Annotated in this window: 14 protein-coding genes; 9 read left to right on the top strand and 5 right to left on the bottom strand. The window is 37.7% G+C overall.

The window, feature by feature from the left end:
- Positions 1–9 precede the first annotated feature (9 nt).
- Positions 10–522: a hypothetical protein gene (locus H3R25_RS05540; protein ID WP_232354566.1), complete on the bottom strand. Its 513-nt coding sequence runs from the start codon at positions 520–522 to the stop codon at positions 10–12.
- A gap of 193 nt (positions 523–715) precedes the next feature.
- Between H3R25_RS05540 and lepB the strand changes: the two genes are divergently transcribed.
- Positions 716–1,357: a signal peptidase I gene (gene lepB, locus H3R25_RS05535; RefSeq protein ID WP_074425916.1), complete on the top strand. Its 642-nt coding sequence runs from the start codon at positions 716–718 to the stop codon at positions 1,355–1,357.
- A gap of 70 nt (positions 1,358–1,427) precedes the next feature.
- Here the strand turns inward: lepB and H3R25_RS05530 are convergent, their stop codons facing one another.
- The 3 genes from H3R25_RS05530 to H3R25_RS05520 form a co-directional block, all read right to left on the bottom strand.
- On the bottom strand, positions 1,428–3,458 hold the full coding sequence (locus tag H3R25_RS05530) for a KUP/HAK/KT family potassium transporter (protein WP_198194527.1): 2,031 nt from the start codon (positions 3,456–3,458) through the stop codon (positions 1,428–1,430).
- A 122-nt stretch (positions 3,459–3,580) separates the two neighbouring features.
- On the bottom strand, positions 3,581–4,015 hold the full coding sequence (locus H3R25_RS05525; RefSeq protein ID WP_198187946.1) for a hypothetical protein: 435 nt from the start codon (positions 4,013–4,015) through the stop codon (positions 3,581–3,583).
- 242 nt (positions 4,016–4,257) lie between these two features.
- Positions 4,258–5,130, bottom strand: a complete 873-nt coding sequence (locus tag H3R25_RS05520; protein ID WP_198194526.1) for a hypothetical protein — start codon at positions 5,128–5,130, stop codon at positions 4,258–4,260.
- Between the two features lie 217 nt (positions 5,131–5,347).
- On the opposite strand from H3R25_RS05520, the gene H3R25_RS05515 reads away from it, so the two are divergent.
- The 7 genes from H3R25_RS05515 (at position 5,348) to H3R25_RS05485 (ending at position 12,411) form a co-directional block, all read left to right on the top strand.
- Positions 5,348–5,572 carry a DUF1659 domain-containing protein gene (locus H3R25_RS05515; RefSeq protein ID WP_074425912.1) on the top strand — a complete coding sequence of 75 codons (225 nt, stop codon included), beginning with the start codon at positions 5,348–5,350 and terminating at the stop codon, positions 5,570–5,572.
- 53 nt (positions 5,573–5,625) lie between these two features.
- The gene (locus tag H3R25_RS05510; RefSeq protein WP_198187942.1) at positions 5,626–5,901 is read left to right on the top strand and encodes a DUF2922 domain-containing protein; all 276 of its coding nucleotides are present in this window, start codon (positions 5,626–5,628) and stop codon (positions 5,899–5,901) included.
- A gap of 499 nt (positions 5,902–6,400) precedes the next feature.
- Complete coding sequence (locus H3R25_RS05505) at positions 6,401–8,185, top strand: SLAP domain-containing protein (RefSeq protein ID WP_198187940.1); 1,785 nt, start codon at positions 6,401–6,403, stop codon at positions 8,183–8,185.
- A 185-nt stretch (positions 8,186–8,370) separates the two neighbouring features.
- A complete protein-coding gene (locus H3R25_RS05500; protein ID WP_198194525.1) occupies positions 8,371–9,159 on the top strand; it encodes a hypothetical protein in 789 nt (262 codons plus the stop codon).
- A gap of 237 nt (positions 9,160–9,396) precedes the next feature.
- Positions 9,397–9,888, top strand: coding sequence for a sigma-70 family RNA polymerase sigma factor (locus H3R25_RS05495; protein WP_198187931.1), 492 nt, complete (start codon positions 9,397–9,399; stop codon positions 9,886–9,888).
- A 122-nt stretch (positions 9,889–10,010) separates the two neighbouring features.
- Positions 10,011–11,228 (top strand): glucosaminidase domain-containing protein, encoded by a 1,218-nt coding sequence (locus H3R25_RS05490; RefSeq protein ID WP_198194524.1) that lies wholly within the window; start codon positions 10,011–10,013, stop codon positions 11,226–11,228.
- 46 nt (positions 11,229–11,274) lie between these two features.
- Positions 11,275–12,411, top strand: a complete 1,137-nt coding sequence (locus tag H3R25_RS05485) for an SLAP domain-containing protein (RefSeq protein ID WP_198194523.1) — start codon at positions 11,275–11,277, stop codon at positions 12,409–12,411.
- 72 nt (positions 12,412–12,483) lie between these two features.
- On the opposite strand, the gene H3R25_RS05480 is transcribed toward H3R25_RS05485, so the two are convergent.
- Positions 12,484–12,927, bottom strand: a complete 444-nt coding sequence (locus H3R25_RS05480; protein ID WP_187158303.1) for a GNAT family N-acetyltransferase — start codon at positions 12,925–12,927, stop codon at positions 12,484–12,486.
- A gap of 186 nt (positions 12,928–13,113) precedes the next feature.
- Here H3R25_RS05480 and H3R25_RS05475 point away from each other — a divergent pair, with 186 nt between their 5' ends.
- Positions 13,114–14,937, top strand: a complete 1,824-nt coding sequence (locus tag H3R25_RS05475) for a cation:proton antiporter family protein (RefSeq protein WP_198187925.1) — start codon at positions 13,114–13,116, stop codon at positions 14,935–14,937.
- The last annotated feature ends 170 nt before the right edge of the window (positions 14,938–15,107 follow it).

Below are 15,107 nucleotides of genomic sequence, written 5' to 3'. Positions count from 1 at the left end.
CTCCTTGATTTAATCAATATTTTTAACTTTTTTGAAAAATAAACCTTGGTGAGTTACTAGCTGTTCAATCATCTTTTGTGCTTCCCCAGAAAGACCAAAAAAATGTGTACTGTATTCATCTTCGATACTCATTAAAGAAATGTGGTCTTTGTCTTCGGTTTGAAAGAAAATATACAAACCCATGCGGTTTTTAATTATTTTGTCTCTAATTTCTTTAGCAATGCTCTCCAAATCAGTATGGCGCAAGTCTTTATTAGTATATTTTTCTAAATAGTCATTGCCAGCTAAGAAGACTGCTGAATCATAATAACAAAGAATGGTAAAAGCAATAAAAATAATCTTTTTGGCAAAATCTGGTTTGTAATTAATTGCCAAATAATCAGCTAGTTCAGCAAAATCCTCATTCATAAAAGTGATAGGAACAAAGTCAACATAGTAATGACCTTGATTTGTTTCAGATGAACAATAAGCATCAAATAGTGTAGTAGCTCGTTGTTCATCGATTATTAGTTTGCTTTCCATAAATTATTTCTCCATATATAAAACTAACATTCCAGTTATTATATTTCAAAAAGCTAGAAATTGACAGATCAATAATAGATATGCGTTTGATTTTGATCTTTAGCAAAGTTGATTTTTAACTTTTTCATTCTAAAGTTTATAATGTAGTTATTGTATAAACTTGTTCTCAGTAATAGAAAAGAAAGTTAAGTTCATGAAAGATAACCAGCAAAGTAAAAAAGATTTCTACGATATTTTTAAGTATACAGTCGTTTTATTCATCGCCTTTGTCGTAATCAATTTTTTGTTAACCAAGTTTGTAATAGTTAAATGCTCTGTATCAGGCATTTCAATGCAACCAACTTTTGAAAATCAAGAGCGCGTCATTGCTTATCGCCATAGTGAACTAAAGCGTAACGAAGTTATCATTCTAAAAGCACCTGATGAACCAAAAGCGTTTTATATCAAACGAATCATTGGCTTACCAGGTGATACAGTTACTGCAAAGAACAATAAGATTTATGTTAATGGCAAAAAAATTGACCAGAGTTATTTAGAACCTGGCTTTAAATTGATAGACCATGAGGATGGCTTCAATGGTACGCATTACTCTGACACTGGAAACTTTTCAATTCGCTCGTTAGCAACTAAAAAAGACTACAAGAAAATTTATACGGCAGCCCAGTTGAACTTGATGAGAAAAACTAATAAGGTTCCGAAAGATTCATACTTTGTATTGGGTGACCACCGGAGTGTATCAAAGGATAGTCGTTACATTGGAGCAATTCCTAGAAGTAAAATTGAAGGTGTAGTCAAAGTTCGATACTGGCCGCTTAACCGACTTAGTTTGTATTAGTGACAACACGTTGGACACAATTTCATAGACATAAAAAAGCATCTGAAGATTTTCTTCAGATGCTTTTTCTTTATTCAGTTTCCTGATCTTTTAAATTAGAGTAATCCTTTGGTGCAACACGCTTAATGTGCAATTTTGTTTCAGGACGACCCAGAATTAATGGGACTTGCTCAACCACCGTATCAGTGTATTCCAGACCAAACCAAGATGCTGGATTGGAAGATAAGTTTTGTAACCAGATACGAGCTTTTAGCATTAGTTTTTCAAAGCCCTTAAGTTTGGTAAGCGGACTGAAGACTTCGTTAACGATAACGAATGAGAAGTCTCCAACTTGGCGACCAGGCGTAGTAGTGTAATCCTGCGGTTGTGCCTCAATTGTTCCATCCTTGATTAAGTCCTGAACGATTTGCCGTAAGTAAACATTCACGCTGGTTTGCTTTTTAAAACCTAAGAAAAGCTGAACGTTGATGACATTTTTGGTGCCATATGTATTAACCGCATAGCGCGCAGTGTAAGGCTCATTAGTAATGTTAACTGATACGAACCAGTAAGCAGCAGCTCTTTTTGGTCGTTTATCCAAAATGGAGTACATGATTTCACGTTTAATAAATTTGTTGTACTTCACCTTAGCCATATAGACCAAGTTAGTTGCGTATACTGGATAATCATCATCATGACTTAAGTCAGTCAACATATCAGTGTATTCGTCCAAACGGACATAAGTTTTTGCCCCTTCGTGTTTATCACGTACCTTGTTACCGAAGTACCAAATGAACATAATTACACCAATGAAGCCAGCAATTAAAACAGTTACGTAACCACCGTGCATAAACTTGGTTAAACTTGAAATCAAGAACATGCCTTCGATAAAGCCAAAGACAAGCAAGAAGCAAAGACGCAAAACAAGTGGGTGATGCTTAGAAGCCAAGTACTCGAATAAGAGTAGGGTGGTCATTAACATGGTAACCGTAATTGACAGACCGTAGGCTGCTTCCATGTGTTCCGAAGTACGGAAGAACAGAACGACACCAATGGTTGCGACACAAATCATCTTGTTAACAGATGGAATATAAATCTGACCGTGTTCGGTTGTTGGATAATTGATTTTCATCCGTGGTAAAAACTTCAAACCACTGGCTTCAGATACAAGTGTAAATGAACCAGTAATCAGGGCTTGTGAAGCGATAATTGCGGCAATAGTTGCCAAAATGATGGCAAATAAACGTAAGTTGGCTGGTACAGCCTCGAAGAATGGGTTTAATTCGCCACCGTTAGTTTGGTAATTAGGGTTTTGTAAAATCCAAACACCTTGACCAAGATAGTTTAAAGCTAGGCAAACAAATACGTAAGGCCAAGAGCCTAGGATATTGCCACGGCCAACGTGACCAACATCTGAATATAGTGCTTCGGCACCGGTAGTTGCTAGGAAGATTGATCCTAGAATGAAGATACCGGCTTTGTTTGCAGGGCTGAATAAAATTTTGATTGCCCATACGGGATTAAGTGCTTCGATAATTGACCAGTCATGAGCCATATTGCTAATACCGATTACACCTAAAAAAGTGAACCAGACCAACATTATTGGTCCAAACGCTTTACCGATACTACTTGTTCCCAACATTTGAATTGAAAACAGTATCAGCAAAATGATAATGGTAATCACAATGACGGAGTTCTGATTAGGAACAGGAACACTACTGCCAAAATGCATATTTTTCAGACCTTCAATTGAAGTCGTAACGGTAACTGCAGGTGTCAGCGTTCCGTCGGCAAGTAGTGCAGCCCCACCAATTAAGGCAGGCATGACCAACCATTTAGCTCGCTTACGAACGAGTGCATATAAGGCAAAAATACCACCTTCACCACGGTTGGTTGCGTTAAGTGCAATTATGACGTATTTAACAGTCGTTAATAACGTAACTGTCCAAAAAATCAGTGAGATTGAACCTAAAATCAATTCGCGGTTAACGTTGGCAATGCCGCCGTTACCATTAACAATCGACTTCATAACATAGAGCGGACTAGTTCCGATATCACCGTACACAATCCCAATTGTGATTAACAAACCAGCCGCGGAAATCCGCTTCTTCTTGTGATCCATAGTAATCTGATACTCCCATTAGACTATTTCAAGATTTTATTTAATTAAGTAAAAAAGAATGTCAACCGACATTCCCATTTAAGTACCTATTTTGTTCTTTTTTTCGTAATAGTACAAGTAAATTATGATAAAGAAGTAGAAATATTATTACGACGGTCTTCGTACCAGTTGTCCCAATCGCTGTATGAAGTCATTTCTTCAGGCTTAATACTATCTTGCTTAACAATTTCGTCTACTATATTTTGGAAGTTGTTAGCGTGGTATTGCAAAGCATGCTTAACCAATTCATTACGTGAAAATTTGATGTTGTCCATTACATAGTGGTTAATATCAACCATGTTTGAATCAGGATCATAAGTGTTCATGATTTCCAAGTCGCGCTGGTTGAATTTAGCAATGTAGAAGTCAGTGAAAACTCTTAAATAATCAGGTTGTTCAGCAAATTCTTCTTCAGGCATTGTTGTCCATTCAGCTTCAGGCATGACAACCTTTAATTCTTCATTTTCTTGTTCTTGTTCATTATCTTGCTCTTTGATATTTGTTTCTTTTTCAGTCAAAGCAGACACCCCTTTAGTAAAAATAGGAAACGTGAAAGTCAATAGTCATTTTACAGAGTTTAAGCGGTAAAAGCAACTATACAGTAGCTACTTGAGAAAAACCTAGTAGCCCATTTCTTCAGTTAGTCAAATTATAGCATTATTGTTGCACATGATTAAATGGCTAAAAATGCTCAAGTTAAAAGCGTCTTAGCTAAAATACTTAGACGCTTTTAAAACTTTTCTTCATTATAAAGTATTAATTATGGTTTTAGATAGTTTTGCACATCGCTCTTAGTAATTTGATCAGGATTTGCGCGTCCAGATTTACGGTAAAGATCGATTAAATCTTGAGGACTCCATGCCATACCTTCGTAACCAAGTTTAGTTACACGTTTACGCAGTTGAGCAATTTGGTCATTTGTAACGGTTTGACCGTGAACTTTGTGGTCGCCCATTGAGCCTTCACCAGTTTTACCTGCATTACCAGTGTCACCGCCATTAGAATTGGTACTGTTAGAACTACTATTAGAAGAAGATTCAGCTTCATTCTTATTATCTTTAGCAGCCTGCTTGTTCTTATCAAGGCCAGCGCTAGCTTGTTTCTTATATTTAGCGTAGTACTTGCCATCAATATAAGGTAGGTCTAGCACTTTTTGGTATTGGTCAGCAGCTTGATCGTACTGCTTGTCATCTTCGTTTTGCTTAGCAGCTGCAAAAATTGGCTTGATTTCGTGTTCATAATTATCTTGAACATCCTTGATGGTTTTAGTCAGCTTTTTACCGTGACTAACTAAAACGGAATAACCGTTGCTCTGCTTAATGACATCATTAGTCTTGGCAAGGGCGTCATCGTATTCACCATCTTTAGTTGCTTTAATTGCAGCCGTCATGTTGTCAGCTTGTTCTTTATAAGCTTGTGCTTGATCGGTTTTCTTAATCGAAAGGGCCTTGTCAAACGCGTCACTTGCTCTAGTGTAATTTTTGTCTTTAACGGCTTCTTTACCAGATTGAATGGCATTGTTATAAGAAGCATCTACTTGATTGCTATTTGATTTTTGGGTTGCGTAAAAGACGCCACCGCCGAGGGCAATAATGACAACGGCTGCGATCGTCCAAATCGTAGATTTTTTCATAATAGGAATTTATCCTCCTTACTAATTCTTACATTAATTATAGAGGGTTAATACTTGTTTGACTACCGATACACGCTTTTTGCCAATAATATAAAAAATTCTCAAGAAATTTGTTACACTTTGCCGTCTCATTTCGTTAGTAATAGTGTAAGACATCTAGCGCGCTACTTCTTACATTGTTAGTTTCAATAATTCAATCAAAAGGATGGTAAAAAATATGAGTTTAGATTTATTAGAGCAAACAATCCAGTACACTTTCTACAATCAACAAGATGGCAAAGATAATATTAAGTCGCGTGTCTTTAAAAATGTGAAAAAGGGTGCGTCTGCGGCTGGTTTGGCTAAGGTGGGGGATGCACTTGCAAGTCTGCAAGGAGCTGACTTGACTGCCGCAACCTTAATTCAAAAGCAGGCAATTCCGCTAATTGACACCGTTAACTAAAAAAGATTTTTGCTAGCTAATTAAATATAGGAAAGAAAAGGAGCGAGATTAATTTGGTAACTAAATCAAAAACTTTACAATTAGTATTTTTAAATGGTGATGATAAAAAGGTCACATTGGCCTTACCGGATGCCGCTGATCACTTGACTTCAGTAGAAGTTAAAACGGCAATGAAGACAATTGCAGATGCAGATGCATTTGCAAAAGATGGAGTTGATGTCTATAAGATTCCACAATCTGCTTCATATGTTGAACGTGTGGTTACAAATTTGTTCGATGATTCTGCAGGTAGCTCAAAAAGGGCTGCAATTGTTCAGGCTCACAACTAGTTTGATTAGGAAACTCAAAAATTTTACTAATCGAAGATAATTATTTATTAAAAAGTCATACCTTGTTTAATTAGGCATGACTTTTTACTTTATTTCCTGTTAATTTGTTAATGTTTTGTAAAATTAATGTTGCATAAAATAATTTAAGAACACTGGCTGATTTTTAAAAGTGTAAAAATAATTGCTACATAAGCTTTTACGAATTAATTTAAAAAATTATTTTTGCAATAATCTGTAAGCGTTTATTACAAAAGTGTGTAAAATATCCGCTCACCTTGCAATTTTAGCTAAAGGTAGGTACAATATGAAATGTGGTAAGTAATAGCTATGCTTCAGGCACGTAAGTCTGTACGCATGCGCGTTCTTCAGCCTGAAAGCTACCTCATAAGAGTTATAAACTTATGGATTCGGCTTGAAGGATGTTGTAACAATGTAGGCTCTAAACGACTGAACCTATAGCCTATTACTATTTTGTATATACACAAGGAGGAAAGACCACATGAAGAAAAATTTAAGAATTGCTAGTGCTGCTGCAGCTGCTTTATTAGCTGTTGCACCAGTTGCTGCTTCTACTGTATCAACTGTTTTAGCTGATACTAATGTTACTGTTGTAGGCGGTACTACTAATGATGGTACCAAGGCTGCATCATTTAAGCTTAATGTTACTAATGCATTATCTTTAGCAAATGGTGATCCTGCATCTAAGTTGACTGTTACACTTGCTAACCCAACTTTACCTGCTGGAGCTTCAATTTCAACCTCATCAGCTAAGGTATACACACCAACACAATTAACTGGAATTGCTGCTAATGGTACCCCAAGTTTTGCTACAGGTGAAGAAGCTAAAAATGTTGGTAATCTTGCAATTAACACAGATTACGTTGCCTTTGTATACGTAACTATTACTGGTTTGAAGGCTGAAACTGAATACTCATTTAACGATGGTGCATTCAAGATGACTTCTGACAAGTCAGGTGTTATTTCAAATGTTCCTGTAATCAGTTCTTCATTCAGACTTGCTGATTCTACATTAACTGGTGCACCTTACGTTAAGGACATCACTACTGGTAAAGCTGTACAATCTGGTTCAGTTGATCTTGATTCTACAAAGTACAGTGTTGAAGCTGTTGCTCAAGCAATCGTAAACAAGTTTGGTGTAGGTGTTACTACACAAGCTGGTACTACTCCTGCAACTGGTCACTGGACTAACGTTAAAGCAGATGTTCGTGCTGCATTGAAGACTGCTGGTATCACTACTAAGAGCGATGCAAAAGAAAGCTTTGACAAACCAGCTGCTTCATTCCCAGTAACTCTTAACTACTACGCAACAAACGGTAAAACTGGTACAATTGTTATAACTGTAAACCCATCTTCAGATGAAGGTGATGCTACATACCCAGAAATTACTTTTGCTGGTGTTAAGTACAAGGGTACTAAGACCATTGACTCACTTCCAGATACTGCTAAGTTTAACTATGTACCAGTTGATGGTGTTGTAGACAAGGATGCTATTGTAGCTGCATTTGCTACTACTGTTAGTGCTACTGACTTAACTAAGTTAACTCCAAGTGTTGACGTTTCAGCTGTTAACACTAAGGTTGCTGGTAAATACCCAGTAGTTGTTAGTGCAACTAATGCTGATGGCAAGACTACTAAGGTTACCTTCATGTTAACTGTTGGTGCTAAAGGTGCTTCTTACAAGACTGTTCAATCAGATGGTGATGTACCAGTTTACGAAATCGTTGGTAACAACGTAACTGATACTAAGACTGTTGTTAAGAAGGGCGATCAAATTGCTGTCTTTGGTGAATCAATCAAGATTGGTGACAAGACTTACGCACGTATTAACAGCGCTGATTCTAACAAGTACATCGAAAGTAAATATGTTGATGGTACTTTCAAGCCAGCTGACAAGGTTGCTAAGAAGGTTATGCACAACGCATTCATCTACGACAAGGATCACAAGCGTGTTGGTACTAAGACTTTAGCTGCTTACTCAAACGTTGATGTTTACGGTGCAGCTACTAAGCTTGCTGACGGTAGCTTGGTTTACCAAATCGGTGACAACCAATACGTAATGGCTGACAACATCGATGGTACTGTTCGTACTTTAACTCACAACGCTTACGTATACAAGACAAGTACTAAACGTGCTGACCGTCGTGTATTACGCAAGGGTGCTAAGGTTACTACTTACGGTGCTCCTTACACATTCAAGAATGGTAAGGCTTACTACCGTATCGGTGGCCCAGCTAAGCAATACGTTAAAGTTGCTAACTTTTAATTAATTAGTTAAATTAATTACAGAAACGGAAACGACACTAGTCGCTTCCGTTTTTTGTTTCCTCTTCTATGAAACCGATAACAATTTGTGTATAATTGTATAGGTAAAATCAAATAGAGAGGACTGAATGAATGTTAGCAAAGAAGCAGCAGACCTTAAATCTACCGCGAGAAAAGGAACACCGCGTGTGGTCCAAGGATATTTTGCGACAAAAAGTTGGAGTAGATCAAACAATTGACATGTATCTTACAAAAGATGCAAATTATCAAATTAATCGGGATACGATTGCGATATATGAATTCCAGAAGGAACCACTATTGGGTAAATATAAGAGTGTAATTTTTGATTGTCAGAAAGGGATAGTCTTATGTCAAAATAGTACTCGCTCATTATTTACAGCTTTTGGACAAAAATGTCTTTTAGCTGGCTTGGAATTTCAACGTGATTTTGCTAGTAAATTAAACCTGACTAGTCGTAACATTATTGCTACAGGGAGACTGGCATATTTTTCATTACGCAGTTATAACTCAGGTAGTATTGATTGGGTATCATTACATCAGATGATTGGTTTTCGAGCCATTAATATTTCTTCTGTTGTATTTAAAACAGTGCCCTATGGAGAAATAAGCTACATTTTTGCTTATTATGATTGTAGCCGTTATGTGGTTGACCAGATTTCCAATAGTCTGGTTTATAATCACATCCTTTGCGAACTACTAATTGCTCATTTCGAGCAGTCACTAGGCTGGCAAGTGCAGCGACCCAAGGGTGAATCCTTAATAGATCAGCCGGAGTACTTTCATCCTCATGATCCATACAATGACCTGGCAATTAAGCCATTACTGCTTGAATTACAGGATAAAAGACAGCAACGATATGGTCGCTGTCTAGCTGACTATTTGGAATTGCCGTTGTTAACTGAATTTCATCGGGCAGTTAGGAAGGCTATTCAACGCCGTGATACCCTATTTTGATAAAGAAGCGAATTAACTTTGGGTTAATTCGCTTTTTGTTTACACTTTTTTGGCACGGTTTATTGAGTTTATTAATCCTCAAGTAGCGCAGGGTTATGTTTTACCCTTGAATTAAGAATGCGCTTAACTTAATTGTTACCGCTTACGATACTTGTTTTTACGCAGTATTAATAACTTGCTAAGCTACTATATGCACAAGCGCTTGTGACACTAAAGACGAAAAGGAAGATGTCACAAATGGAAATAAGTCGACAAGCTTTTTTACAAGCATGGGAGAACCAAAAACTAGTCAGAGGTGCATTGAAGTACGCACATGTGAGACAGGACTATACTAATTATGAGGACTTTTTGCAGGAAGGGATTATTACTTATGCGCATATGCTCACGCAGAATCAAACCCTTCCGCGTGAAGAAGTCGATCGAAGCAGTTTTCGCAAGATAATCTGGCGCACAACTGATTTGTTACGCAAGGAGCAACATCTGTGTGAACGTGAGAGTGAACTGACAAACTTGCAAATAGTTGAAGATAAGCATAATTGGGATAATTACTTAGCATTAGAAGCAGAGCTACCATACTTGTCTGACATAGAACAGAAGCTATTTTTAGAGCATTTGATTGGGCGTGAGCCGGTTCAACAGCTTAGTAGGCAAATAGGTGTCAGTAGAGGACAACTACAACGTATTAAGAGTCAATTACTAAATCGATTACAGGAAGTTTTAGAAAGATAACTTTTTCTTGTAATAAAAGTCGAGCTATATTACTTTTTGACTACAATTAAATGCTATCTATTGTTTCTCGTGAAATTGCTCGATACAATAAAGATGTCGATTAAGGAGGCAAACACACATCTATGAAAAAGAAACTAATCACTGGTTTTTCAGCTGCGTTACTCGCTGCGTCTGCTGTAATTCCAGTTACCAACAACTTAATTGCCGCTTCACCAGCTCGAGCTGATCAAGTCTCAGCTGCTACAGCAACGGAAACAACTTTTTTAAACACTGCTACCAGACAAGCACAGAAGGTCGCTAAGAAATATGGTCTATATCCTTCAGTAATGATTGCACAAGCAATTGTTGAGTCGAATTGGGGGCAATCTGGGCTTGCAGTTAATGCTAACAACTTATTTGGTATGAAAGCAGATGATAGTTGGCCAGGTGCTACTTATTCCGCTAAAACGCGTGAAGAAGACAAGAACGGCAAGAGCTATTATGTCACTGCTAAATTCAGAAAATACAATACTTACCAAGAGTCCTTCGATGATAACGGTAAGAAGTTGCGTCTAGGTGTTTCTTGGCAGCCTGACCGTTACCAAGGCGCTTGGCTTGAAAATGCGTCCTCATACACAGATGCTACCAAGGCATTGACTGGAACGTATGCAACAGCCAATAACTACAACACGATTTTGAATAGTCGTATTACTGCTTACAATCTTACACAGTACGATCCGACAATTTCCAACGCGTCTAAGTCCTATGTAGTGAAAAAAGCTGGTGCTACCTATGCTTGGCCAACTGACCACTCAGTTTCTGCTAAAACAAGCTCAGTTAATAAGGGCGATGCGGTAACTGTAACAAAGACGATCACTTTTTATAACGGCAAAAAACGGATGTACATCTCAGGCAAAGGCTGGGTTAATGACACATTGTTAGATGCTGGTAGTGCACTGCCTCCTGCTTCTCAAGCTCCTAAAGGTGATGAGAAGGTTAATAAGACCTTGATGCACACTTCTTACGTTTATGACGCAGAAGGTAAACGTGTTAAGGGTATGAAAGCAATTAAGGCTGGCGATGAAGGCAAGGTCATCGCAACCTATGGCACTAAAAAGATTAATGGCAAGAAGTACTACCGAATCGGTGAAAATCAATACATTGCAAGTGGCAATATTGACGGCACTTTTAGAACATTAAAGAAGAACTCTTATGTTTATAACGATTATGGCAATCGCGATAATATGAAGGTTTTGAAGAAGGGGCAATCAATTGCTACTTATGGCGCTGCAATAACAATTTATGGACACAAATACTACCGGATTGGTGTTCATCAGTATGTAAAGAAGGCCAATTTTTAAAGTAAAAACCAATTAACAAAAAAGAAATGAGGAACTAACGTTTAGAATGAAGATAAAGAAACTAATAACTACTGTTGCTATCGGAGTAGGTTTAGTTGCGCCTGTTTTTAAAGTCAGCCAGACTCAGACAGTTGAGGCGGCATCAATTAATGCGGTTGCTAAGCAAAATAGCTATGTTGGGGAAACATACTTGTACAAGATGTTGCAAACAGCCAACATCAAGTACAACAAGTTTTATGCCAATGGCAACATTATCAAGTACAGAAAAGGTAAGCCAGAAGGAATTGTAATTCACGAAACGGCAACACCAAATGCTTCTGCTTATAATGAGGCTATCTACTTTAACCGTGAATGGATGAATATGTATTCCTACGTTCATGCCTTTGTTGACAGTAAACAGGTAATTCAAATGATGACACCAAATTATGGCGTCTGGGGTGCTGGTGCAATTGCCAACAGCCGCTACATCCAAATTGAACTTTGCCAGGAAAACACTAGAGATAAGTTTGCAAAGAGTGTTAACAATGATGCAATCTATGCAGCTAAATTGTTGCATCGTTATGGCATCGTCCCAACTAATGCTTCAAACACAGGTCAAGGAACAATTTGGTCACACCACGCAGTTTCTCGTTTTCTAGGTGGAACTAATCACACAGATCCAGATGGCTACTTTGCTAAATGGGGCTATTCAATGGATGATTTCTTCTCCTTGCTTAAGTCTTATTACAATCTTCAAGCTGGTGAAACAGACGCCTCTACCGGTCAAGACGGCGTATCTGACAGTAACAGTACTGCTACTGATCCAGATCCTGTCTCACAAGCGCCAACAGGTAAGAAGAAGTTGATGCATGATGCTTACGTTTATGACGCAAATGGACAACGTACTAACGCACCACTAAAGACTGCTGGTATCGAAGTAAACGTAACTGCTACAAAAATGATCAATGGTAAGAAGTACTTGCAAATTGGTGAAAATGAGTATATTGTTGCAAGTAACATCATTGGTACCTCAAGAGTTTTAACGCATAACGCATATATTTACGATACTACTGGCCTACGTGCTGACAATACTAAACTATTGCGTGGTACTAGTGTTCATACTTACGGTGGTAGAATTAATATTGATGGTCAAATCTACTACGCAATTAGTGAGAATCGCTTCGTTAAAGCAGCAAATTTCTAATACGCTAGTTAGTTAATTTTTAAAGACTACCAAAAGAGCTAATCGCAAATTTCTATTGCGATTAGCTCTTTTTTACTTTGTACTTAATTTTTTGACAAACCTTTTTTGTTTTTTCAGACATTGATAACCCAGTTTTTCATAAAATTTGTGTGCAGCTACTCGTTCCTCTCCTGAACTCAATCTTATTTCATTGATATCGAGTTCTTGTGCAAGCTCTTCTAATCTGCTCATTAACTGAGTACCAATACCTTTTCCTTGTGTTGAACCGGCAACAGCTAATGCTAAAACGTCCAATAACGGCTCGAAGTAGGTTTCTTCAAAAATTTCAGCGTGAAGATAGCCTTCTAATTGATGGCTTACGTCATCTTCATAAACTAATAGATAATGATGGTTTGCATCCTTTAAAATACGTTGCAAGTTTTTAGTTGTTTGCTCAAGTGAGCAATCGTAACCTAATTGTGTCCGATTAATTTCCTGAATTGCTGAACTGTCAGTTACTTGTGCATTCCTAATCATTAAAACTACCTCCTAACGAAGCTTATTGTTACGATTATTTTAGCACATATGCTGGTTGATTAAGCTTTGTCTTCAATTTTTTAAGTAATTAAATAGATTGCAAACTATTGCTAAAACTGAGTTGTTGTCCGTTTTGCTTGTTACTATTTTCGTGTATAATTTTCACAGTATTTAAGGAGGCTTTTCATGGCACAGCTATCTTTATTCTTGGTTGTTTTGTTTGCCTTAATCGTACCAATTATGATGGCGCGACTTAAAGTAACGGCAATCCCAACTGCGGTGGCAGAAATCATTATTGGCATCATTTTGGGTGCTAGTGGCTTTAACTTTGTTCAGCCAACGCATGACTTAAACTTTTTATCCAGTTTGGGTGTGATTTTGTTACTATTCCTGTCAGGGATGGAAATTGATTTTGAACTATTGAAGCCTAGCAAGAAAAAGTCAGACAAGCAAGTCGATCCTTTGAAAACGGCAAGCAGTGCCTTTATTGGCGCTACTGTTTTCTCGGTGTGCCTGGCGCTTGTCTTAAAGATGTTAGGGTTATTCAGTGATGTAATGCTCGCAACCATCATCTTTATGACCGTAGCTTTGGGAGTCGTAATTGCAACACTGAAAGAAAAGGATATCTTGGGACGACCAGTTGGGCAGACTATTTTGTTAACAGCTGTTTTGGGTGAAGTTATTCCACTGATTCTTTTAACGGTTTACGCCGCAATTAATGGTGGTAATACCAGGCAATTATGGCTAATTATTTTATTGTTTGGTGCGGCAATTTTGTTATTGTGGCGCTTTAAGCAACCATATTTGTGGTTTGCCAAGGTAACTAAGTCGACAACGCAATTAGATGTGCGCCTTGCCTTTTTCTTGATTTTTGCCTTAGTTACAGTTGCTGAAAAAGTTGGCGTGGAAAATATTCTGGGAGCCTTTTTGGCGGGAATTGTGATGAAGCTGCTTGAACCTAGTCATGAAACGGCAGACAAATTGACGTCGATTGGTTATGGCTTTTTCATCCCGATTTTCTTTATCATGACAGGTGTAAAGCTTAATTTAAGGTCACTGTTTGCTCATCCTAATTCATTGATTTTACTACCAGTTCTTGTTGTATTTTTGCTCTTGGCTAAACTACCGGTAGCTCTAATTTTTATGAAAAAGTTTGGCTCACGCAATGGTCTTGCTGGTGGCTTTTTGACGGCAACCACAATTACAATAGTTCTGCCAGCGCTAGAAGTTGCACGTAAGCTAAATGTCATTTCTCGACTTCAATCGGATGTCTTTATCTTGGCAGCTGTTATTGTCTGCATTCTTTGTCCGATTTTATTCAATGCTCTTTTTAAACTGCAACCTGAAGACCGCATAAAAGAAGAAGTTGTCATTATGGGGACTAATGCGCTAACTGTACCGATTATGCATGACTTGCACGACAATTGGTATTCCGTGAAAATGTATACGACAAGCAGTGAACACTACGATATCTATAAGAGTCGTGTGCCCAACTTAACTTTGTTACCACATCTGGAAGAAACCGATCTTAATCAAGCTGGTGCATTCAGTGGCAATATTTTTGTTGCTGCTTTACGCTCGGATGAAACTAATCTACGTTTAGGCGAGCAGGCAAAAGCTAAAGGCAAGTTTAAGCGAATCATTATTTGCCAAAAACGGGCAGATATTGCTAAAGTAAATGAACTACGTCAGAACGGAATGGAAGTTTATGATTTAAGTAACGTGACTTCATCATTATTACGTGCACTGATTGAATCACCAGGGGTATATAGTGTACTAACAGATACCAAGAATGCTGTCTATTCAGTTGTTGTTCGCAATATGAAGTATTCAGGACGTGAATTAATGGACTGGGACTTAGCCAAAGATATTACTGTTAGCCGTATTCGTCGTGGGCAAAAGTGGCTGGTTCCACACGGCCATACTGTGATTGAAGCTGGTGATGAATTAATCTTTTCTGCTAAATATGAAGCAGCAGATCGGGTACGTCGAATTGTTGGTAAAAAATAGTTTGAAGAGCTAATCAAATTGATTAGCTCTTTTTATGTGGACTCACATTTTATTGCTTGTTAGATACAAAAAAGACTAAAATTTTGTAATTGCTTTTTTGCTAAAAAGCTAAAAGTTTGCTTAGTTTTGCTTTTCACATATTTATAAATGGTAATTTATAATATATTATT

Origin of the sequence: Lactobacillus sp. M0390, from assembly GCF_016102085.1 — a bacterium.
Lineage (GTDB): Bacteria > Bacillota > Bacilli > Lactobacillales > Lactobacillaceae > Lactobacillus > Lactobacillus apis.
This window is presented reverse-complemented; position numbering and strand designations above follow the sequence as displayed.